Source organism: Cryobacterium algoritolerans (assembly GCF_004402785.1).
GTDB lineage: Bacteria > Actinomycetota > Actinomycetes > Actinomycetales > Microbacteriaceae > Cryobacterium > Cryobacterium algoritolerans.
Genome location: NZ_SOFP01000036.1, coordinates 21,062 through 39,595, shown reverse-complemented (window position 1 = coordinate 39,595; position 18,534 = coordinate 21,062). Strand labels below are relative to the sequence as shown.

Here is an 18,534-nt window from a genome sequence, read left to right as displayed (position 1 = left end):
CGCTGCCCGGCGGGGCGCTGACCGGCGGGGCGCTGCCCGGCGGGGCGCTGCCCGGCGGGGCGCTGCCCGGCGAGACTACTCCCAGACGCTGGGGGCGGCTGCGCGGGTCGCGGGCATTGCGACATCCGTGCTCCACTCCAGCAGCCAGTGCGGAACGGTGACGGACACCGGAACCGCCCCGACCGCATCGGTGAGTTCCTCGATCGTGACGACTCCGCCGCCGCGCTTGAGAAATCGTCCGCGGATGAAGCCCTGGGCATAGACCTCAGGCACACCGTCGGCATCCGTTCGCACGAAACGCTGCTCCACGTAGACGGCCTTCTCGTCGAAGCCGAGGATGCGCGACTCAACGGTGAAGCGCTGGCCGAGGGTCAGGGACTTCCGAAAGCTGATCGTCTCCGAGACGACGACGGGGTACCAGCCCTTGGCGAGGAAGATCGCCCAAATCCCGGTGCGCTGCAGCATATCGAAGCGCGCGATGTCCATGATCGACAGGTACACCCCGTTGTTCATATGCCGCAGGATGTCCTGGTCGGTCGGCAGGGTGATGAACCGGGTGCGGGCGACGTCGTAGTGGCCCAGCCGGGGGCCGAAGCGGGACAACAGACTGTGGAGGAGTGTTCGCCAGAGCATATGCACCCTGCGATGGTAGCCTGCCCCGCCGCGGCCAGCATTCGACTACGGTTCCGTTGCCCAATCTGCTGACGTTCGCGCTGGCCTCCGTCGCGCTGATTGCGCTGCCTGGACCGACCGTGCTGTTCGTGATCGGGCGTTCACTGGCGCTCGGCCGCATCGGCGGCTTCCTCAGCGTGCTCGGTAACACACTCGGTATGGTTCCCGTGATCGCGGCCGTCGCGCTCGGCCTCGGGGCCGTCGTCACCCAGTCCGTGATGGTATTCACCGTGATCAAGTTCGTCGGTGCCGCGTACATCGTCTACCTGGGCGTCCACGCCATCCGCCACCGCCGCGCAGTGGCCAGGGACATCGGGGTGAGCGGCGCCCGCAAGTCCAATTGGCGCCTGCTGGCGGAGGGTTCGGTCGTCGGCATCAGCAACCCCAAGTCAATGGTCTTCTTCGTCGCGGTGCTGCCGCAGTTCGTCGACTACCGGGCCGGTGCCGTGCCGCTGCAGCTGATGACCCTCGGCGTGTTGTTCGTGTTCCTCGCGCTCGTCGGCGACAGCGTATGGGCGCTGGCGGCAGGTTCGGCCAGGGACTGGTTCGCGAAGTCGCCGCGGCGGATGGAAAACCTCTCGGCGACCGGTGGAGTGATGATGATCGGCCTCGCGGCGTACTCGCGGCCACCGGCGCCCAGTCCTGATCCTGATCCTGATCCTGATCCTGATCCTGATCCTGATCCTGATCCTGATCCTGATCCTGATCCTGATCCTGATCCTGATCCTGATCCTGATCCTGATCCTGATCCTGATCCTGATCCTGCCGACTGTCCCCGTTCCGTCGAGAGTGACCGGCCAGACGGCGACCCTCGACCGGAATCACACTCGGTTCAGACGGGCACGGTCGGGTTTCAGACGGGGAGGGCGGTGGGCAGTGCCGCGACCCGGCGCACGAAGGCTCCGAGGCGGCGGTAGACCTCCTGCGACTCGGGGTGCCGGGAATCCTGCTGCCAGGTGTGATGCGTGTTCGCCTGGCCGCGCTCGTAGATCAGCGTATCGACGGCGATCGACCGGCGACGAAGCGCCGCGATGAAGTTGAGGTTGGCCCGGTAGAAGTAGTCCCGCTCAGACGTGGTCACGAAAACAGGCGGGAACCCGCTGTCGAGCCATTCGATCGGGGACATGAACCGGGCCGCGGCGCGCAGCACAAGCCCGCGGCCGCGCTGGGGCAGCAGCATCCTTAGGAAATTGAGGCTCAGCACGAAGCCGCGCTCGAACATCACCGAGACATCCGCGATGCTGCAGTGCTGTACGAGACCGCGCAGGTTCTCCGGGTCGACCTGTGGGCGGATGCCATAGTAGGCGGCCAGCTTGGGTTCGTAGGCGGAGGCGGCCAGGAGCGCGGCGATGTGCCCGCCGGCCGAGTCTCCGCCGAGCACGATCCGGGTCGGGTCGCCACCGAAGCGTTGAATGTGGCGCGCCACCCAGTCGAGCACCTCGTTGGCGTCCTCGAGCATGTGTTTGAGCTGGAAGTGGGTGGCCATCCGATAGTTCGCATTGACCACGATCATGCCGTCGGCCGCCTGGCTCGCGCAGTACTTGGTCAGCGGCGCCTTATCGCCCGAGGTCCAGCCGCCACCGTGGAAGTAGATGTAGACCGGGAGCGGTTCGGGCGCGTCGTGGGGCACCATCACGTCCAGGCGGTGGTCACGGATGCCGTCGCCGGCATAATCGAGGTCGAGATGGTAGTCCACGGTGTCGATCGGCTGAACGTTGAACTTGTGCAGTTCGCCGGGCTGGATGCGGTGCATCAACGCCCGCCAGACCCAGACCGGAACGCGCGAAAGCGCGGTCTCCTTGTGCGGTTTGGTCTTCCGCGCCGTGTCCTTCCGCGCCGCGTCCTTCTGCGCCGTGTCCTTCCGTGGCCTGCTGCGCGGTGTGCCGGCGGTCATGCGAGGGAGTGGTGGGTCTGAATCACTCGAGGACTGTATGCCGCCCGACCGTGAGCAAGCTGAGAGCACCTCAATTTCCGATAGTGCTCCCCGCGGACCGCCGATGGTCCGGCCCGTCGAGACCCGAGAACCGCCGGTGGGCGACGGCCGGGGCAGCACTCCCCGGTCGTCGCTGCAGATGGCCCTACTTCCCAGAGCCTTCCGTGTTGTCCGAGGCTCCGCCGAAGACGCCGGTGGCCTCGAGGATGCCGCGGGCCAGGGTGTGGAAGTGCAGGTTGAAACCCAGCACGGCCGGCGTCGAGCCGGGGCCGACGTCAAGGTGGGGCACGTCCACCGCGTGCACGAGGAACTGGTAGCGGTGCGTGCCCGTGGCGGCCGGCGGCCCTGCCCCGATGAACGCGCGCTGTCCCGCCTCGTTGGGCAGCGTCATAGCACCGGCGGGCAGCAGGTGCCCGCCGGCCGCGCCGACGCCCGCCGGGAGGTTGGTCACTGTTGCCGGCAGGTTGAAGACTGCCCAGTGCCAGAATCCGGAGCCGGTCGGCGCATCCGGGTCATACATGGTCACCGCGAAGCTCCGGGCCGCTGCCGGGAAGCCGGACCAGGACAGCTGGGGCGAGACGTCAGCACCTCCGGAACCCATGCCGTACTGCGCGGGGGCGAGCGGCCGGCCGTCGGTCATGTCCGTGCTGGCGAGGGTGAAGAGAGGGACCTCGCCGAATCGGGCGAGGGGATCAGGTGTGCTCACGTTTTCCTCCGATGTCTGCCATCAGCCTATTTGGATTCCGCCGCGGGGCGAGTGACCGACCGATTGCCGGCCATACACCGGGCCGCATGATCACTCCGAGTGTTACCGACCCGACGACGCCGACGACGCCCACCCTGACCTAAATTCCCTGTCCCGCGGCTGGGATCCCTCCCCGTTCATTCTGCCCAACCTCTTCATCAGCATGCTCGCCGGGCTGCAGGGGGCGATCCTTCTCATCGCCGCGAAGCGGCAGGACGCGATCGCGGCCCCACTCGCCCAGCACGATTTCGACACCGTCGTCGCGGCCAAGATCGACATCGAGAGCCTGCTCGAGATCAACCGACACCAGCTCGGCATGATCGAGGCGCTGCACACGGTGCTCCAGCGCCTCGAACACTCCGCGCCCCAGGCCACGACCTCCGACCAGTCACCGGGGCGGGGCCGATAAAATGGGCCGATGGCCATCCCGAAAATCCTGCTCTACTACGTCTTCACGCCGCTGGCCGACCCCGATGCCGTGCGCCTCTGGCAGCGCGACCTCTGCGAGTCGCTGGGCATCCGTGGCCGGATCCTGGTCTCGACCCAGGGGCTGAACGGCACGATCGGCGGCGACCTGGCCGCGCTCAAGCGGTACGTGCGGAAGACCCGCGACTACCCGGCTTTCACACGGATCGAGTTCAAGTGGAGCAACGGGACAGCGCTTGACGAGGCTGGCCTCAGCCTCGACTTTCCCCGCCTGGTTGTGAAGGTGCGGGACGAGATCGTGAGCTTCGGAGCGCCGGATGAACTCCGGGTCAACGCTGACGGCGTCGTCGGCGGCGGGGAAAAACTGAGCCCGCTCGAGCTGCACGCGCTGGTCGGGGAACGCGGCGACGACGTCGTCTTCTTCGACGGGCGCAACGCGTTCGAGGCGGAGATCGGCCGGTTCCGGAACGCGGTCGTGCCCGATGTTTCCCAGACGCGCGAGTTCGTCGCCGAACTCGACAGCGGCAGGTACGACCATCTCAAGGGCAAGCCCGTCGTCACCTACTGCACCGGCGGCATCCGCTGCGAGGTGCTCAGCGGCCTGATGAAGGACCGCGGCTTCATGGAGGTGTACCAACTCGACGGCGGGGTCGTGCGTTACGGCGAGGCGTTCGGCGACGACGGCCTGTGGGACGGGTCGCTCTACGTCTTCGACCAGCGGATGTCCGTGGACTTCAGCGACCACACCGCGGTGCTCGGCCGTTGCCAGGCCTGCGGTGATCCGACGAAGAACATGCTCAACTGCCGTGACGCCTCCTGCCGGGAACAGCTCGTGGTCTGCGAGGCCTGCGCTGCGGCGTGCGCGCCGGCCTGCTCCGGGCACGCCAGGCCATAGTCTGGGGTCAAATAGGAAAACGGGGTGCGCGGATGCCAATCGGAGCGGTGATCGAGTTCACGAATATTACCAAACGATTCGGGAATGTCACCGCGGTCGACGACCTGTCGTTCTCCGTCGAGCCAGGCCGGGTCACCGGCTTCCTCGGCCCCAACGGCGCGGGCAAGACCACCACCCTCCGAATGCTGCTCGGCCTGGTCGGCCCCAGTTCCGGCACCGCTACCTTCGGCGGCCTGCGATACCACGACCTGCCGCACCCGTTGGCAACCGTGGGCGCCGCCCTTGAAGCCGCCAGCTTCCACCCCGGCCGTACAGCCCGCAACCACCTCGCGATCTACGCGACCGCGGCGGGCCTGCCGCGGACCCGGGTGGCGGAGGTGCTGCACCTGGTCGGCCTGGCCGACCACGGCAGCCGGCGCGTCGGCGGCTACTCCCTGGGCATGCGGCAGCGCCTTGGCCTGGCCTGCACGCTGCTCGGCAACCCCGGCGTGCTCGTCCTCGACGAACCGATCAACGGCCTCGACCCGGAGGGCATCAAGTGGATCCGCGGCTTCCTGCGCGATATGGCCGCCGAGGGCCGCACCGTTCTGGTCAGCTCCCACCTGCTTGGCGAGGTGCAGCAGAGCGTGGATGACGTGATCATCATCGCCCAGGGCAGGCTGGTGCACCGCGGGCCGCTGTCCAGCCTGGAAATGCAGGTGGCGCCTCAGGTCGTCGTGGACTCCCCCGATCGCGCCGCCCTGGCGAACGCCCTGACCCGAGCCGGCGTTGACTTCTCCCAGGGCCGCACCGGGCTGCTGGCCACGGCCGCCGACCCGGCACGGATTGGCCACATCGCCTTCACCGCCGGCGTGGAGGTGAGCGCCCTGCACCGGCAGAAGAAAGGTCTGGAGGACGCGTTCCTTGCCCTCGTGGACGGCGGCGACTCACGGTGACCATGCTGCTGCGCGCCATCCGCGCCGAGTTCGCCAAGCTCCTCACCACCCGCATCTGGTGGGTGCTCGCCGTCGTGCTGTTCGGTTACATCGCCGTGCTCTCCGGCGGCCTCGCGGCGCTGTTCGCCGGAATCGAGAGCGGGGCGATCGACCCACGCGCGGCCGGCACCGGCCCCCCGGGCACCCCGCCCCTCGGCAGCCTTCCCCCGCTGGTCTACAGCTTCGCGTCCTCCGTCGGCTATGTATTCCCTGTGCTGCTCGGCGCGCTCGCGACCACCGGCGAGTTCCGGCACCAGACCCTCACGCCCACGTTCCTGGCCAACCCTCGGCGTGTGCAGGTGCTCGGCGCGAAAACGATCACCCTATTTCTGGCCGGCGGCGCGTTCGGGGCCGTCGCGCTGCTGGCATCCGTCGGCGTCGGCGCCCTCGTCATCAACGCGTTCGGGGTGGACACCCTCCTTGGCGGCGGTGCCACCTGGGCCTTGATCGGCCGCACCCTCGCTGCCATGGCACTCTGGGCATCCATCGGGGTCGGCCTCGGGGTGCTCGTGCCCAGCCAGGTTGCCTCGATCGTGATCGTGCTCGCGTTCACCCAGTTCGTCGAGCCGCTGTTGCGCTTCGCCTCGATGTTCACCTCGGCCACCGCCGGGATCGGCAAGTTCCTGCCGGGTGCGGCGTCGGACGCCCTCGTCGGCGCCAGCATTTTCACCGTGGCCGGCCCGGTCGGTGGTGTGGCGGCCGCGCTCGACTGGTGGCAGGGCGGGCTCGTGCTGCTCGGCTATGCGGCAGCGGCCACCATCGGCGGCTACTTCGTCAGCTGGCGCCGCGACGTCACCTGATCCCGGCGCCACCTGTCGGTCCCTGCTGTCCGCGCCGTCTCCTGGACGGCGCGTAGGCTCGACCCATGGGCATTGAGACACAGTTCCGCGCAATCGTCGTCGATCGCACCGAGGACGCGGAGGGCAAGAAGACCCAGAGCTCGGCGCTCCGCCTGGTCGATGACGGTTTCCTGATGCCGGGCGACGTGACCGTCGCCGTCGACTACTCCGGCATCAATTACAAGGACGGTCTCGCCCTGATGGGTCGCCCCGGCGTCGTGCGGGTCTGGCCGCTGATCGCCGGCATCGATGTGGTCGGCACGGTCGAGTCAAGCACCGACCCGCGCTGGAGCGCCGGGGATCGGGTCATCCTGAATGGCGCGGGCCTGGGCGAAACCCACCACGGCGGACTCGCCGAGCGGGCCAGAGTGAGCGGCGCATCACTCGTGCGCCTCCCCGCCGGCATCAGCGCGAAGCGCGCGGCCGCGATCGGCACCGCCGGGTTCACGGCCATGCTCTCCGTGCTGGCGCTCGAACGGGGCGGCATCACGCCCGACTCGGGAGACATCCTTGTCACCGGCGCTGCCGGCGGCGTCGGGTCGATTGCGATCGCCGTGCTGGCCGCCCGCGGCTTCCGGGTGCACGCCTCCACCGGCCGGGCCGACGAACTCGGCGGCTATCTGCGGGGCCTGGGCGCCGCCGCGCTGGTCGACCGACGAACCCTGGGGGACGCCGGCAAACCCCTGCAGGCCCAGCACTGGGCTGCCGCGATCGACTCCGTCGGAAGCGCCACCCTCGCCAACGTGCTCGCCCAGGTGAACTACGGCGGAGTCGTCGCCGCCTGCGGCCTGGCCCAGGGCCCTGACCTCCCGACCACGGTCATGCCATTCATCCTGCGCGCGGTGAGCCTGATCGGCATCAACTCGGTCGAGGCGCCGCTTCCGCTGCGAGAGCAGGCCTGGGGCCGGCTCGCGGCCGACCTCGACCTTGGCCTGCTCGACGGCCTGACCGAGCAGATCGGACTCGAAGAAGCGTTCGGGGCGGCCGAACGCATCCTCGCCGGCACGATCCACGGGCGCACCGTCGTCGACGTTCGCCAATAGTCTGCTCGCATGAGCCTTGCCGCTGCAGCCTTCGTTGCCCTTGCAGCGCTGCTGCACGTCTACATCTTTGTGATGGAGAGCATCTGGTGGACGCGTCCGGCCATGTGGAAACGGTTCGGCGTGGCCAGCCAGGCCGACGCTGACACGACCCGGCCGATGGCCTACAACCAGGGTTTCTACAACCTGTTCCTCGCCCTCGGCGCCGTCATCGGGCTCCTGCTCTTCTTCGGCGGCCAGCCGGCCGCCGGCGTCGCACTGGTGCTGTTCAGCGTGGGCTCGATGGTGCTCGCAGCGAGCGTGCTCACGACAACGGGACCGGGCTACCTTCGGGCGGCGCTGACCCAGGGCACCGTGCCGCTGATCGGCTTCATCCTAGTCCTGCTCGGCTGACACGCCGTTCGCGTCAGAGCTTGAGCGAGGCGATCAGGTCGGGTGCGTGGTTGGTGGTCAGGATGACGCGCGCGAAATCATCCTCGACGAGGTCGATCACGACCGCCTGGCGCCTGCGCTTGATCGCGAGGAAGTCCTTGCCGCCGTGGAACTTCCACGTGCCGACCGCGAGCACGAGCGGCACCTCGAGGCCGGGAGCCTTGATCCCGCGGATCCAGATCCAGGGGTCGTCGGTGATGGTCACCGACCGGATGTTCTCCCGCGGCACGACGATGTCGTCGCGCCGGAGCGAGAGGGTCTTCTCTGCCTTCGTGAGGTGGATCTCAAGCCGGTCTGGGTGAACACGCAGGGAAGCCATGCTCCTAGTCTGCCTGTTCCGGGCGGAAATCTGCTTGTCGGTTGCTCACAAAGGAATAACGCCTGGGCAACCGGATGCTCACACCTCCGTCGTGGCGGCCGTAGCTGCCGCGGCGGCCTTCGCGGCGGCCGGCAGCGCCTTGAGAATCCACTCGATCGCGGCCTCATCGTGCGCGGCCGACACGAACCAGGCCTCGAACACCGATGGCGGCAGGGAAACACCCTGGTCGAGCATGGCGTGGAAGAACGGCCCGTACCGGAACGCCTCCTGGCGTTGCACCTGGGCATAGTCGCGCGGCGCAGAAGCCGCAGCCTCCTCGCCGAACACGAAGCTGAACAGGCTGCCGGCGGTTTGCACGCTGTGTGCGACGCCTTCGGCGCTGAGCGCGGCCGATACCGCGCCCGCGAGGCGCAGGGCAGTGGCGTCGAGTTGGGAGTAAACGCCAGCGTCGAGCGCCTGCAGCGTGGCTATTCCCGCGGCCACCGCCACCGGGTTTCCCGACAGGGTGCCGGCCTGGTAGACCGGGCCGTTCGGGGCGAGGTGGTCCATCACGTCGGCCCGGCCACCGAGCGCCGCCACCGGCAGTCCGCCGCCGATGACCTTGCCGAAGGTGAACAGGTCCGGGCTGTACCGCTGCCGGTCGCCCGCGTTCTCGAGTCCCCAGAAACCCGCCGGTCCGACCCGGAAGCCGGTGAGGACCTCGTCGATGATGAGCAGCGCGCCGTGCTCGTGCGCGAGCTCCGTGAGGGCAGCGTTGAAGCCGGGTTCCGGGGCAACGACGCCCATGTTCGCGGCGGCGGCCTCCGTGATCACGGCGGCGATCCGGCCGGGGTGGGCCTCGAAGGCCAGCCGGACGGCGGCGAGGTCGTTGTAGGGCAACACGAGCGTCTGCGCGGCCGTCGCGGCCGTCACACCCGCCGAGCCGGGGAGGGCCAGGGTGGCCAGGCCGGACCCCGCCTGCGCCAGCAGTCCGTCGGAGTGGCCGTGGTAATGGCCGGCAAACTTGATCAGGAGGTCGCGTCCGGTGTAGCCGCGAGCCAGGCGAATGGCTGTCATGGTGGCCTCCGTGCCGGTCGAGACCAGGCGCAGCTTCTCGACCGCGCCGACCCGGGTCTCGATCATTTCGGCCAGCACTGTCTCGCCGGGGGTCGAGGCACCGAAGGACAGCCCGAGCGCCGCGGCATCCTGTACCGCCTGGACCACGCCGGGGTGGGCGTGTCCGAGGATGGCGGGGCCCCAGGAGCTGACCAGGTCGACGTAGTCGCGCCCGTCGGAGTCGGTGACATAGGCGCCCTTGGCCTTGACCAGGAACAGCGGGGTGCCACCGACCGAGCGGAAGGCGCGCACGGGAGAGTTGACCCCACCCGGGATGGCGCGCTGGGCGCGCGCGAACAGGTCGTCGTTGCGGGTCATCAGCGGGTGGGCCTCTCGGTGAGCCAGTCGGCCAGTTCGACGGCCCAGTAGGTGAGCACGGCATCCGCGCCGGCACGGCGGATGCTGAGGACGGACTCTTCGATCGCGCGGCGACGGTCGATCCAGCCGTGGGCGGCGGCGGCCTCGATCATCGCGTATTCGCCGGACACCTGGTACGCCCAGACGGGAACGTCACTGACGGCGGAGACATCGGCCAGCACGTCGAGATAGCTGGCGGCCGGTTTGACCATGACGATATCGGCGCCCTCGCTGATGTCGAGGAGGGCCTCGCGCACGCCCTCCCTGCGGTTGGCCGGGTCCAGCTGGTAGCTGCGACGGTCGCCGACGAGGGTCGACTCCACGGCATCGCGGAAGGGCCCATAGAAGGCGGAGGCGTACTTGGCCGAGTAGGCGAGCACGGCGGTGTCCACGTAGCCGGACTGGTCGAGCGCCTCGCGCACCGCTGCCACTTGGCCGTCCATCATGCCGCTCAGGCCCAGCAGCTGCGACCCGGAGGCGGCCTGCACGAGCGCCATCTCGCGGTAGCGCTCGAGGGTGGTGTCATTGTCGACGGTGCCGTCGACGGAGAGCACGCCGCAGTGCCCGTGGTCGGTGAATTCGTCGAGGCAGAGGTCGGTCTGCACGACGAGGGCGTCGCCGGCCTCGGCGACGAGCGCCCGGGTGGCTGCATTGAGGATGCCGTCGGGGTCGGTCGCACCGGTGCCGATGGCATCGCGCACGTCGGGCACGCCGAAGAGCATGATTCCGCCGATGCCGGCCTCCGCGGCCTGCGCCACGGCGCGCCTGGCGCTGTCGACGGTGTGTTGCACGACCCCCGGCATCGACTTGATTGGCACGGATGCGCCGGTGCCTTCCCGCACGAACATCGGCAGGACGAGCTCAGAGGGGTGCAGGCGGGTTTCGCTGGCCAGGCGACGGAGCGCGGGTGTGCTGCGCAACCGTCGCGGGCGAATGACGGGGTTTATCACTCGTTAACCCTACGTCGCCCGGCCGAGCCTCCGCGAACAGTGACTTAAGTACCGTTTTGGGGCTCGAAATGGTGCGCAACTCACAGTTCGCGGGGTCTGAGGCCGATCCGCGGCGGTCAGCGGGAAAGCGCGACCTGGACCAGGGCCTCGATCAGGGATTCGGCGCTGGGCGCGTCGGCGACCACGTCGACCCGCAGTCCGATCGCCGCAGCGTCCTTCGCCGTTCGCGGCCCGATGCAGGCGACGACGGTGGTTTCGGGCACGGGCCCGAGCTGGTCCTGCACCTGCTGGGCGACGCTCCCGGAGGTGACGAGCAGCGCCTGCACCCGGCCGGCCGCCACGTCGGCCACGACCCGCTCATCAACCGGGACGCCGATGGTGCGGTACGCGACCACCGATTCGACCTCGTGGCCGATTCGGCGCAGCCCCTCGGTGAGGAGCGGCTTGGCGATCTCCGACCGGAGGGTGAGGATGCGCAGCGGCACCACTCCCTGGGTTGCCGCCTCCCACTCGGCAAGGAGACCGCGGGCCGAGTTCTCCTCCGAGGGAACGATGTCGACGCGGTACCCTGCGGCGATCAGAGCCGCGGCGGTGGTCTCGCCGACGGCCGCGATCCGGGTGCCGGGGGCGACGGAGGCCCGGTGCGACGACAGTACGTCGACGGTGGTGGCGCTGGTGACGGTCATCCAGTCGAAATCGCCGGCGGCGAGCCTGGCCAGCGCCTCTTCGAGCGCGGGCGCGTCGTCGGTCGCGGCGAAGTTGATCATCGGCGCTACGATCGGCTGTGCACCCCTGGCGCGCAGGTCGGCCGCGACGTGGTCGCCCCACGGCCCGCCGCGGGGCACGAGGACGCGCCAGCCGGTCAGCGGCTTGGTCAGTTTCGGTTTGGTCTTGTAACGCCAGGTCATTACGAAGTCACCTTCATCGGGGCGAAGTCGGCAGCACCACCGGAGAGCAGGTCTCGGGCCACACGTTCTGAGACGTCCTGGGCGGCGTCGACCAGGTGTGCAATGGAAGAGGATTCAGGCGTCGCGGCATGTGAGCTCACGAGGCTTTTGGCACCATCTGGACTGTACACCGTTGCGGTGAGGAAGAGGAGACCGTCGTCGATCGCGGCCATCGCGCCGATCGGCGCGGCGCACCCGGCCTCAAGGTGCGCGAGCACGAGCCGTTCGGCCGTCGTCGTGGCCTGGGTCGTCGCGTGGTTGATCGCGTCCAACGCCCTGGCCAGCGTGCGTTCAAGACGGCCGGAGCGCACCTCGATCGCCAGGGCACCCTGGCCCGGTGCGGTCGGCCAGGCGGACAGCTCGAGGAACTCGGGCTCGAAGGTGCTCAGCAGTCCGAGCCGGCCGAGACCGGCAGCCGCGAGCACGACGGCGTCGAGGTCGCCCTCCACCACACGACCCAGCCTGGTGTCCACGTTCCCGCGCAGATCGACGACCTCGAGGTCCGGGCGCACCGAGCGCAGCTGCGCCACCCGGCGCGGCGACCCGGTACCGACCCGCGCCCCCTGCGGCAGGGTGGCGAGGGTGAAGCCATCGCGGGCGCAGAGCACGTCGCGGGCATCCGCCCGCTTGGGCGTTGCGCCGATGACCAGGCCCTCGTAGGCGGCGGTGGGCAGGTCCTTGAACGAGTGCACGACGAGGTCGCACTCCGCGGCGAGCAGGGATTCCCGGAGGGCGCTGGCGAACACACCGGTTCCGCCGAGGCTCGACAACGGCTCGGTGGACGTGTCCCCGTGGGTCGTGACCCGAACGATCTCGACCTCGACTCCCGCGGCTGCGGCGATCCGGTTGGCGATCTGTGTCGTCTGGGCGAGGGCGAGGGCGCTCCCGCGGGTGCCCACGCGAATGGCAACACTCACGGTGCCATCCCGGCGACGGCCGGCTTGAAACCGAGACGCACGTTCTCGCAACAGCCGGGACGGCACACGTCGTACCAGGGGCCGAGGTCCGTCATTGCCGGGCGTTCCGCGACGGGCACGTCGGTCAGGCGCTCGCGGACGAGGTCGACCAGTCCGCTGACGTACGCCGGGTCGACGCCGGGAGTGGGCACGCGCACCGAGAACAGGTCGTGTTCCCTGGCTGTTTCCGTTGCCTCGTTGTCGAGGTCCCACATGACTTCCATGTGGTCGCTCACGAATCCGAGCGGCACGATCACGACGGCACGGATGCCCCGGGCCGGCAGCAGCGCGATGGCGTCGTTGATGTCGGGCTCCAGCCACGGCATGCTCGGCGGACCACTGCGGGACTGGAAAACCAGCTGCCACGGGCTCTGGATCGGATCGGCGACAGAGTCGCCGTCGATGACCACCTGCGCGACGGCCAGGTGCTGGGCCTTGTAGGCTCCGCCCTCACCGAAGCCGAGGGCCGCGGGGCCGCTCTTCGCGGCATCCGTCATGGGGATGGAGTGGGTGGTGAACAGGATCTCCACCTCGGTGGCCAGGTCGATGCCGGGGATCGCAGCGGCGACCTCCAGAAGGCCCTTCCGGACCCCGGTGATGAACGGCATCACGAAGCCGGGGTGGTCGAAGAACTGGCGCACCTTGTCGATCTGCACCACACCCTCGAGCCCGTTGGCGGACAGCGCCTCGGCGAAGTCCTCGCGGTACTGGCGGCAACCCGAATAGGAGCTGTACGCGCTGGTGGCGATGGCGAGCAGCCGATCCTGGCCGTTGGTGTGCGCCTCGGCGACGACGTCGCGCAGATACGGACCCCAGTTGCGGTTGCCCCAGAGCACGGGCAGATCGATGCCGCGGCCGGCCAACTCGACCTCGAGTGCTGCCTTGAGCACGCGATTCTGGTTGTTGATCGGACTGATCCCGCCGAAGTGGCGATAGTGATGGGCCACCTCTTCGAGGCGATCCTCCGGGATGCCGCGGCCGCGCGTGACATTGCGCAGGAACGGGATCACGTCGTCCTGGCCCTCCGGCCCACCGAACCCTGCCAGCAGGATCGCGTCGTAGTTTGCCATTACTGCAGCACCTCGACGAGCTCGGCCGTACCGATGCGACGGCCCGTGTAGAACGGGATCTCCTCGCGGACGTGCCGGCGCGCCTCGGTCTCGCGCAGGCCGCGCATGAGGTCGACCAGCTCGGTGAGATCGTCGCTCTCGATCGGCAGCAGCCATTCGTAGTCGCCGAGGGCGAACGCGGAGACCGTGTTGGCGATCGCGCCGCGGTAGGCGGCACCCTTGCGGCCGTGGTCGGCCAGCATTGCGCTGCGCTCGGCCTCGGGGAGCAGGTACCACTCGAAGCTGCGCACGAACGGGTAGACCGTCAGCCAGCCCCTCGGCTCGACTCCGCGAAGGAACCCGGGCACGTGGCTCTTGTTGAACTCGGCGTCCCGGTGCACGCCCATCGCGCTCCAGGTGGGGAGCAGGCTCTTGAGCAGGCGGCTGCGGCGCAGCTCCCGGTTGGCCCACTGCAGGCTCTCTGCCTCGGGCGCGTGGGTCCAGATCATCACGTCGGCGTCGGCGCGCAGCCCGGAGACATCGTAGAAGCCGCGCACGGTGACACCCTCCGCCTCGACGAGCTCCACCACGTCATCGAGCTCGAGGACGGCATGCGGCACGTCGCGGCCGTCGAGGTCATCCGGGTTGGTCGGGTCCTTGCGCAGGACAGTGAACAGGGTGAATCCCTGGGGGGACGCCGAAGGGGCGTCGGCCGCCGAAGCGGTCTCGGCGGGACTGGTCGGGTGGAGTGGGTTTACTGCCTCTCCGGCAGCCGGGTGAGTCATGCCACTAGTCTCCACTGCTTTGCGACCAGAGCCAAAAGACGCACCCGCGCCCCGCGGGCGCAGCGCTCTGTCCGGCGGTGGTTCAGCGGTCCTGGACGGCCTTCACGCCGAGCCAGACCGCCGCGCCGGTGACGAGGGCGGCGGCGAGGGCGATCCCGGCCAAGGCGGCCGGGTTGTCCTCGCCGAGGCGATTCAGCCGCAACCTGAGCAGCCGCACCCGGTAGCGGAACTGCTTGGGCAGGTTGAGCTTGTACTCGATCGCATCGAGCGTGCGCGCGAGTTCGGCCCTGGCCGTCATCGCGTCGGCGCGCAGCTCGGCCTTCGAGCGATGAAGGGCGGCTTCGCCGGTGACGGCGACCGTTTTCGCCTCACTCCCGGCCCGGGTCATGTCCTCAGTGCTCATACTCGCCAACTCCCTTGAACGCGTCAACGTCGTGACGGATGCTTGCCGCGATTCCCTCCGGGTCGGGGGCCGTGCCGGCCTTCACCCGGTTCACCCCGACGAAGACCAGGATCGCCGCAATCAGCAGCAACGACACCGCCACGATCAGTGTGGCGAGCCAGAGCGGCAGCACGAGCGCGAGGGCGATCACGCCAAGGGCGATCAGGACGATCACGGCGAGGAAGGCGAACACGCCGGCCACGGCGAACAGGCCGATGCCGAGCCCGATGTTCTTCGCCTTGCCGGCAACCTCGGCCTTGAAAGCATCGAGTTCCGCCTTGACGAGCGCGATGATCTGGCCGGGCAGCTCACCGAGCAGCACGACGAGCGGTCGCTTCGCCCTGGGGTTGAAACCATTCGGGTTGAATCCACTGTTGCTCACAGTTCCCCCTTCCTTCGATTCGTTGGAGTGCGCGGCGGTTATTTCGTGGCGTCGTCGTCGGACGCGGCCGTCGTGGCGGCCTTCGCCGCGGACTTGGCTGCGGACTTCGCCGCGGCCGGCGTGGCGGCCGCGGTCTTGTCGGGGGCGACCGGGCTGTACGGGGTACCGACGGCATCCGTCGACCCACCGGTCTTGGCCTGCACGGCGGTGACGATCTTCTTGCCGGCGTCGAATAGCGCGGACGGCACGTCGCCGACCCGTTCGAGGGCGAAGTCGCGAACCTCGGTCACACGGCGTTGCACGGGCGGGGCGCTCCACAGGTTCTCAGCGGCAGCCACGATCTGGTCGTAGCGCTTACGTCCGGCGCGGGCGCCCAGGACGTAGCCGACGAGTCCACCTGTGATGAAGAGAAGCTTTCCCCGCATTGTCACTCCATTCCTCGAGGTTCATGTGTTTCACCAGCGTATCCCTCCCCGGGTTCACGCGCAGGGTCGAGGTTGTCCGGGCGATTCCCAGCCTCCCCGGGGCCGGCCGCTCAGATACCGAGCGACGCGTGCCTGACCCTGGCGGCCGCAGCGAGGGCGTCGGGGATCACCGAGGCGAGCCCGGTGCCGGCCAGCCAGGCGCCGGTCAGCTCCAGCCCGGGCGTCGCCTCGACGGCCGCGCGCACCTGACGCACCCGGCCGGGCGCCCCAATGGTCGCCGGCGACAGGGCGTCTGCCCATACCGTGCGGGCGAAGCCGCGCACCGCTGCGGCGTCGAGGTCGACACCGAGGATGGCCGACGCGTCCCGCAGCGCGAGGGCGAGTAGCTCGGGGTCGGACAGGTCTGCCGTTGGGCTGGCCTCGCCGGACCGGCCATAGGAGAGACGGATGACGTGGCGCCCCGGTCCGGCCGCCTCGGCCAGCCAGTCCCACTTCGCCGTGGCGTGGGTCAGGGCCTTGGCGGTCACGCCGGGGGTGCCGGCGGCCACGAGCGCGCCCGTTCCCCGGGGGTGTGCGTCCAACTGCGGGGCGTCGATGACGACGGTGGCCAGTTCGACCGCAGTGGTCTCCGGCCAGGCGAGCCCGGTGAGCGCCGCCAGCTCGGGGCCGAGGTCGGCCACCAGACGAAGGGCCGGGGCGCCCGGGGTCGCGAGGATCACGAAGCGGGCCTCCCGGTCGCGGGTTGCCGGCGGCGATTCCCCGCCTGCGGCAGAGGGCTCGTCAGGCAGGTCCGAGGCCGGGGCCGCAGCCGGAACCGGAACCCCATGCCGCGCGACCCAGGTCGATTCGCCGGCATCGGGCGACCCGACGCGCCGCAGGGTCGTGACCGGGGCATCCGTCACGATCTCGACCCCGAAGTGGTCGAGGTCGGCAACGAGCGCGGCGACCAGCCGCGACATGCCGCCGCGCAGGCCCGCCACGGCGGACCCGGCCGGGGCCGCGGACCGGAGCGACAGGACCGCCCCCGACAGCGAGCCGGCCGTCGTGAGGGCGGCGTTGAGCCCCGGAGCCACGACGTCGATCTCGAGGTCTGCTGCTGAGGAGGAATAGACCCCGGCGGTGACGGGCTCGACGAGCCGTTCGAGCACGCGGCGGCCCATCCGCTTCCGCACAAGGTCGCCCAGGCTGTGTTCGCGGCCGATCGTGAGCACCGGCATCAACCGGTCGAGGTAGGCGCGCCAGGCCCCGCCCCAGCCGATCACGCGGCGAACGTCGTCGGCCAGCGGCGAACCCGGGATCCCGAGCACCCCCGCCTTGGGCAGGGGGAGGCTGATCGAGCCGCCGCCCGGCCCGTCATTGGGCAGGTGCAGCCAGGCCCCGGCAGGGTTGGGGGCGACCACGTCGCCGGTGAGGCCGAGGGAGTCCACGAACTCGGCGACCGTGTTACGGCGCACGGCGACGCTCTCTGCCCCGCTGTCCAGGGCCAGCCCGGCCACCTCGTGGCCTGCCACAGCACCGCCCACCGATCTCGTCGCCTCGAGCACCGTGACGGCGAGGCCGACCCGCGCGCACGCCCTGGCCGCCACGAGGCCGGCCACACCTCCACCGATGACGATGACGTCCTGCATGTGTTTCTCAGCTCCCTGGTCGACGGGCGGTCAGGAGGCGACCGGGGCGGACGCGCCGATCTCGTGCACGAAAGAGACCAGGCGTGTGAGCACATTCGGGTCGGTGAGCGGCGGGACGCCGTGGCCCAGGTTGAGTACATGGGCCGGGGCGGTGCGTCCGCGTTCGAGCACATCGAGCACATGAACTTCGAGCACCGGCCACGGCGCGGCGAGCAGGGCCGGGTCGATGTTGCCCTGCACGGGGACCACTCCGCCGAGGCGGCGGTTGGCCTCGTCCAGGGGCACCCGGTAGTCGACTCCGACGACGTCGGCGCCCACGCCGTGCATCTCCTTGAGGAGTTCCCCCGTGCCAACGCCGAAGTGCACGACCGGCACGTTGCGGCGCGTGGCCGTCTCCTCGATGGCCTGATCGGCATCCGTTGCCGGGGTGCCGCCCTCGGCATAGGTGAGATCGCGCACGTGCGCGATCGCGGCCGCGGAGGCCGGTGCGACGTAGCGGGTGTAGTCGTCCAGCGACAGGGCCCCGGCCCAGGAATCGAAGAGCTGGGCGGCGCTGGCCCCCGCCAGCACCTGCGCGCGCAGGAAGCGACCGGTCACCTCCGCGGTCCAGGCCATCAGCGCGGCCCAGGCCTCCGGGTCGGCGTGCATGAGGGTGCGGGCATTGATATGGTCCTTCGACGGTCCGCCCTCGACCAGGTAGGCGGCCAGGGTGAACGGGGCGCCGGCGAAGCCGATCAGCGGGGTCGAGCCGAGTTCGGCGACCGTGCGGGCGACGGCCTGGCGGATCGGGGTGAGGCTCGTGTCGAGCACGGCAGGGTCGAGGCGGGTGAGCTCGGCTACATCCTTGGCCGTGCGCACGGCCTTGCCGAGGACCGGGCCCATGCCCGCGACGATCTCGACGTCCACCCCGACCAGCTTGAGCGGGATCACGATGTCGCTGAAGAGGATGCCGGCGTCGACGTTGTGGCGGCGCACCGGCTGCAGGGTGATCTCACTGGCCATCTCGGGGTCGAGGCAGGCGTCGAGCATCCGGGTGCCCACCCGGAGCGAGCGGTATTCGGGCAGGGAACGACCGGCCTGGCGCATGAACCAGATCGGGGTCACTTCCGGGCGGGTGCCCTGGTAGGCCCGGATGAGACGGGCGTCGGCGGTGAGTCCGGATGCGAGGGGGTGTTGCGCGTCAAGGTTCATTTGACTCAATTCTGTCAAACTTCACACACCCGGGCGATTCGACCCCCAGAAT

The 18,534-nt window shown here is 69.6% G+C and carries 22 protein-coding genes; 7 read left to right on the top strand and 15 right to left on the bottom strand.

The features are described from left to right. Nucleotides 1-75: 75 nt before the first annotated feature. A complete protein-coding gene (locus tag E3O19_RS07015) occupies nucleotides 76-639 on the bottom strand; it encodes an acyl-CoA thioesterase (RefSeq protein ID WP_241981254.1) in 564 nt (187 codons plus the stop codon). A gap of 50 nt (nucleotides 640-689) precedes the next feature. Here E3O19_RS07015 and E3O19_RS07010 point away from each other — a divergent pair, with 50 nt between their 5' ends. Further along, complete coding sequence (locus E3O19_RS07010) at nucleotides 690-1,589, top strand: LysE family translocator (RefSeq protein WP_420898593.1); 900 nt, start codon at nucleotides 690-692, stop codon at nucleotides 1,587-1,589. Here the strand turns inward: E3O19_RS07010 and E3O19_RS07005 are convergent. Then, nucleotides 1,526-2,566 (bottom strand): alpha/beta hydrolase, encoded by a 1,041-nt coding sequence (locus tag E3O19_RS07005; protein WP_241981253.1) that lies wholly within the window; start codon nucleotides 2,564-2,566, stop codon nucleotides 1,526-1,528. The genes E3O19_RS07010 and E3O19_RS07005 overlap by 64 nt on opposite strands. 184 nt (nucleotides 2,567-2,750) lie before the next feature. Continuing rightward, on the bottom strand, nucleotides 2,751-3,245 hold the full coding sequence (locus E3O19_RS07000) for a YbhB/YbcL family Raf kinase inhibitor-like protein (RefSeq protein ID WP_134566504.1): 495 nt from the start codon (nucleotides 3,243-3,245) through the stop codon (nucleotides 2,751-2,753). A 214-nt stretch (nucleotides 3,246-3,459) separates the two neighbouring features. Between E3O19_RS07000 and E3O19_RS06995 the strand changes: the two genes are divergently transcribed. The 6 genes from E3O19_RS06995 (at nucleotide 3,460) to E3O19_RS06970 (ending at nucleotide 7,917) form a co-directional block, all read left to right on the top strand. Then, nucleotides 3,460-3,759 carry a DUF1003 domain-containing protein gene (locus E3O19_RS06995; protein ID WP_134566491.1) on the top strand — a complete coding sequence of 100 codons (300 nt, stop codon included), beginning with the start codon at nucleotides 3,460-3,462 and terminating at the stop codon, nucleotides 3,757-3,759. 9 nt (nucleotides 3,760-3,768) lie between these two features. Then, complete coding sequence (trhO, locus tag E3O19_RS06990; protein WP_134566490.1) at nucleotides 3,769-4,671, top strand: oxygen-dependent tRNA uridine(34) hydroxylase TrhO; 903 nt, start codon at nucleotides 3,769-3,771, stop codon at nucleotides 4,669-4,671. 32 nt (nucleotides 4,672-4,703) lie between these two features. Then, nucleotides 4,704-5,606 carry an ABC transporter ATP-binding protein gene (locus E3O19_RS06985; protein ID WP_134566488.1) on the top strand — a complete coding sequence of 301 codons (903 nt, stop codon included), beginning with the start codon at nucleotides 4,704-4,706 and terminating at the stop codon, nucleotides 5,604-5,606. A gap of 2 nt (nucleotides 5,607-5,608) precedes the next feature. Next, nucleotides 5,609-6,445: an ABC transporter permease gene (locus E3O19_RS06980; RefSeq protein WP_134566503.1), complete on the top strand. Its 837-nt coding sequence runs from the start codon at nucleotides 5,609-5,611 to the stop codon at nucleotides 6,443-6,445. A gap of 65 nt (nucleotides 6,446-6,510) precedes the next feature. Beyond that, complete coding sequence (locus E3O19_RS06975) at nucleotides 6,511-7,527, top strand: MDR family oxidoreductase (RefSeq protein ID WP_134566486.1); 1,017 nt, start codon at nucleotides 6,511-6,513, stop codon at nucleotides 7,525-7,527. A gap of 9 nt (nucleotides 7,528-7,536) precedes the next feature. Beyond that, entirely contained in the window at nucleotides 7,537-7,917 is a 381-nt protein-coding gene (locus E3O19_RS06970; RefSeq protein WP_134566484.1) for a DUF1304 domain-containing protein, read from the top strand. Nucleotides 7,918-7,930: 13 nt separating this feature from the next. Here the strand turns inward: E3O19_RS06970 and E3O19_RS06965 are convergent, their stop codons facing one another. The 12 genes from E3O19_RS06965 to hemE form a co-directional block, all read right to left on the bottom strand. Continuing rightward, nucleotides 7,931-8,275, bottom strand: a complete 345-nt coding sequence (locus E3O19_RS06965; RefSeq protein WP_134566483.1) for a hypothetical protein — start codon at nucleotides 8,273-8,275, stop codon at nucleotides 7,931-7,933. Nucleotides 8,276-8,353: 78 nt separating this feature from the next. Continuing rightward, nucleotides 8,354-9,688 carry a glutamate-1-semialdehyde 2,1-aminomutase gene (gene hemL / locus E3O19_RS06960; RefSeq protein WP_134566481.1) on the bottom strand — a complete coding sequence of 445 codons (1,335 nt, stop codon included), beginning with the start codon at nucleotides 9,686-9,688 and terminating at the stop codon, nucleotides 8,354-8,356. Continuing rightward, nucleotides 9,688-10,674, bottom strand: a complete 987-nt coding sequence (gene hemB, locus E3O19_RS06955) for a porphobilinogen synthase (protein ID WP_420898594.1) — start codon at nucleotides 10,672-10,674, stop codon at nucleotides 9,688-9,690. Before hemB ends, hemL begins: the two co-directional genes overlap by 1 nt. A gap of 119 nt (nucleotides 10,675-10,793) precedes the next feature. Beyond that, entirely contained in the window at nucleotides 10,794-11,585 is a 792-nt protein-coding gene (locus tag E3O19_RS06950; protein ID WP_134566477.1) for a uroporphyrinogen-III synthase, read from the bottom strand. Beyond that, on the bottom strand, nucleotides 11,585-12,541 hold the full coding sequence (gene hemC / locus E3O19_RS06945; RefSeq protein WP_134566475.1) for a hydroxymethylbilane synthase: 957 nt from the start codon (nucleotides 12,539-12,541) through the stop codon (nucleotides 11,585-11,587). Before hemC ends, E3O19_RS06950 begins: the two co-directional genes overlap by 1 nt. Next, nucleotides 12,538-13,650 (bottom strand): ferrochelatase, encoded by a 1,113-nt coding sequence (locus E3O19_RS06940; RefSeq protein ID WP_134566473.1) that lies wholly within the window; start codon nucleotides 13,648-13,650, stop codon nucleotides 12,538-12,540. The genes hemC and E3O19_RS06940 overlap by 4 nt, the downstream gene beginning before the upstream one ends. Next, nucleotides 13,650-14,414 (bottom strand): hydrogen peroxide-dependent heme synthase, encoded by a 765-nt coding sequence (gene hemQ / locus E3O19_RS06935; protein ID WP_134566471.1) that lies wholly within the window; start codon nucleotides 14,412-14,414, stop codon nucleotides 13,650-13,652. The genes E3O19_RS06940 and hemQ overlap by 1 nt, the downstream gene beginning before the upstream one ends. An 82-nt stretch (nucleotides 14,415-14,496) precedes the next feature. After that, complete coding sequence (locus E3O19_RS06930; RefSeq protein ID WP_241981251.1) at nucleotides 14,497-14,817, bottom strand: DUF3618 domain-containing protein; 321 nt, start codon at nucleotides 14,815-14,817, stop codon at nucleotides 14,497-14,499. Further along, entirely contained in the window at nucleotides 14,807-15,238 is a 432-nt protein-coding gene (locus E3O19_RS06925; protein ID WP_241981250.1) for a phage holin family protein, read from the bottom strand. Before E3O19_RS06925 ends, E3O19_RS06930 begins: the two co-directional genes overlap by 11 nt. Before the next feature lie 38 nt (nucleotides 15,239-15,276). Next, nucleotides 15,277-15,663, bottom strand: coding sequence for a hypothetical protein (locus E3O19_RS06920; protein ID WP_134566469.1), 387 nt, complete (start codon nucleotides 15,661-15,663; stop codon nucleotides 15,277-15,279). 110 nt (nucleotides 15,664-15,773) lie between these two features. Beyond that, on the bottom strand, nucleotides 15,774-17,291 hold the full coding sequence (locus E3O19_RS06915; protein ID WP_134566468.1) for a protoporphyrinogen/coproporphyrinogen oxidase: 1,518 nt from the start codon (nucleotides 17,289-17,291) through the stop codon (nucleotides 15,774-15,776). A 30-nt stretch (nucleotides 17,292-17,321) separates the two neighbouring features. Then, nucleotides 17,322-18,482 carry a uroporphyrinogen decarboxylase gene (gene hemE, locus E3O19_RS06910; RefSeq protein WP_134566466.1) on the bottom strand — a complete coding sequence of 387 codons (1,161 nt, stop codon included), beginning with the start codon at nucleotides 18,480-18,482 and terminating at the stop codon, nucleotides 17,322-17,324. Nucleotides 18,483-18,534: the final 52 nt, after the last annotated feature.

Coding starts and splice junctions, on each gene's coding strand:
- E3O19_RS06980 (WP_134566503.1), top strand. CDS start 5,609: ATGCTGCTGCGCGCCATCCGCGCCGAGTTCGCCAAGCTCCTCACCACC.
- E3O19_RS06915 (WP_134566468.1), bottom strand. CDS start 17,291: ATGCAGGACGTCATCGTCATCGGTGGAGGTGTGGCCGGCCTCGTGGCG.
- E3O19_RS06940 (WP_134566473.1), bottom strand. CDS start 13,650: ATGGCAAACTACGACGCGATCCTGCTGGCAGGGTTCGGTGGGCCGGAG.
- E3O19_RS06950 (WP_134566477.1), bottom strand. CDS start 11,585: ATGACCTGGCGTTACAAGACCAAACCGAAACTGACCAAGCCGCTGACC.
- trhO (WP_134566490.1), top strand. CDS start 3,769: ATGGCCATCCCGAAAATCCTGCTCTACTACGTCTTCACGCCGCTGGCC.
- E3O19_RS06975 (WP_134566486.1), top strand. CDS start 6,511: ATGGGCATTGAGACACAGTTCCGCGCAATCGTCGTCGATCGCACCGAG.
- E3O19_RS07000 (WP_134566504.1), bottom strand. CDS start 3,245: ATGACCGACGGCCGGCCGCTCGCCCCCGCGCAGTACGGCATGGGTTCC.
- hemL (WP_134566481.1), bottom strand. CDS start 9,688: ATGACCCGCAACGACGACCTGTTCGCGCGCGCCCAGCGCGCCATCCCG.
- E3O19_RS06920 (WP_134566469.1), bottom strand. CDS start 15,663: ATGCGGGGAAAGCTTCTCTTCATCACAGGTGGACTCGTCGGCTACGTC.
- E3O19_RS06930 (WP_241981251.1), bottom strand. CDS start 14,817: ATGAGCACTGAGGACATGACCCGGGCCGGGAGTGAGGCGAAAACGGTC.
- E3O19_RS07005 (WP_241981253.1), bottom strand. CDS start 2,566: ATGACCGCCGGCACACCGCGCAGCAGGCCACGGAAGGACACGGCGCAG.
- hemQ (WP_134566471.1), bottom strand. CDS start 14,414: ATGACTCACCCGGCTGCCGGAGAGGCAGTAAACCCACTCCACCCGACC.
- E3O19_RS06965 (WP_134566483.1), bottom strand. CDS start 8,275: ATGGCTTCCCTGCGTGTTCACCCAGACCGGCTTGAGATCCACCTCACG.
- E3O19_RS06970 (WP_134566484.1), top strand. CDS start 7,537: ATGAGCCTTGCCGCTGCAGCCTTCGTTGCCCTTGCAGCGCTGCTGCAC.
- E3O19_RS06985 (WP_134566488.1), top strand. CDS start 4,704: ATGCCAATCGGAGCGGTGATCGAGTTCACGAATATTACCAAACGATTC.
- hemE (WP_134566466.1), bottom strand. CDS start 18,482: ATGAACCTTGACGCGCAACACCCCCTCGCATCCGGACTCACCGCCGAC.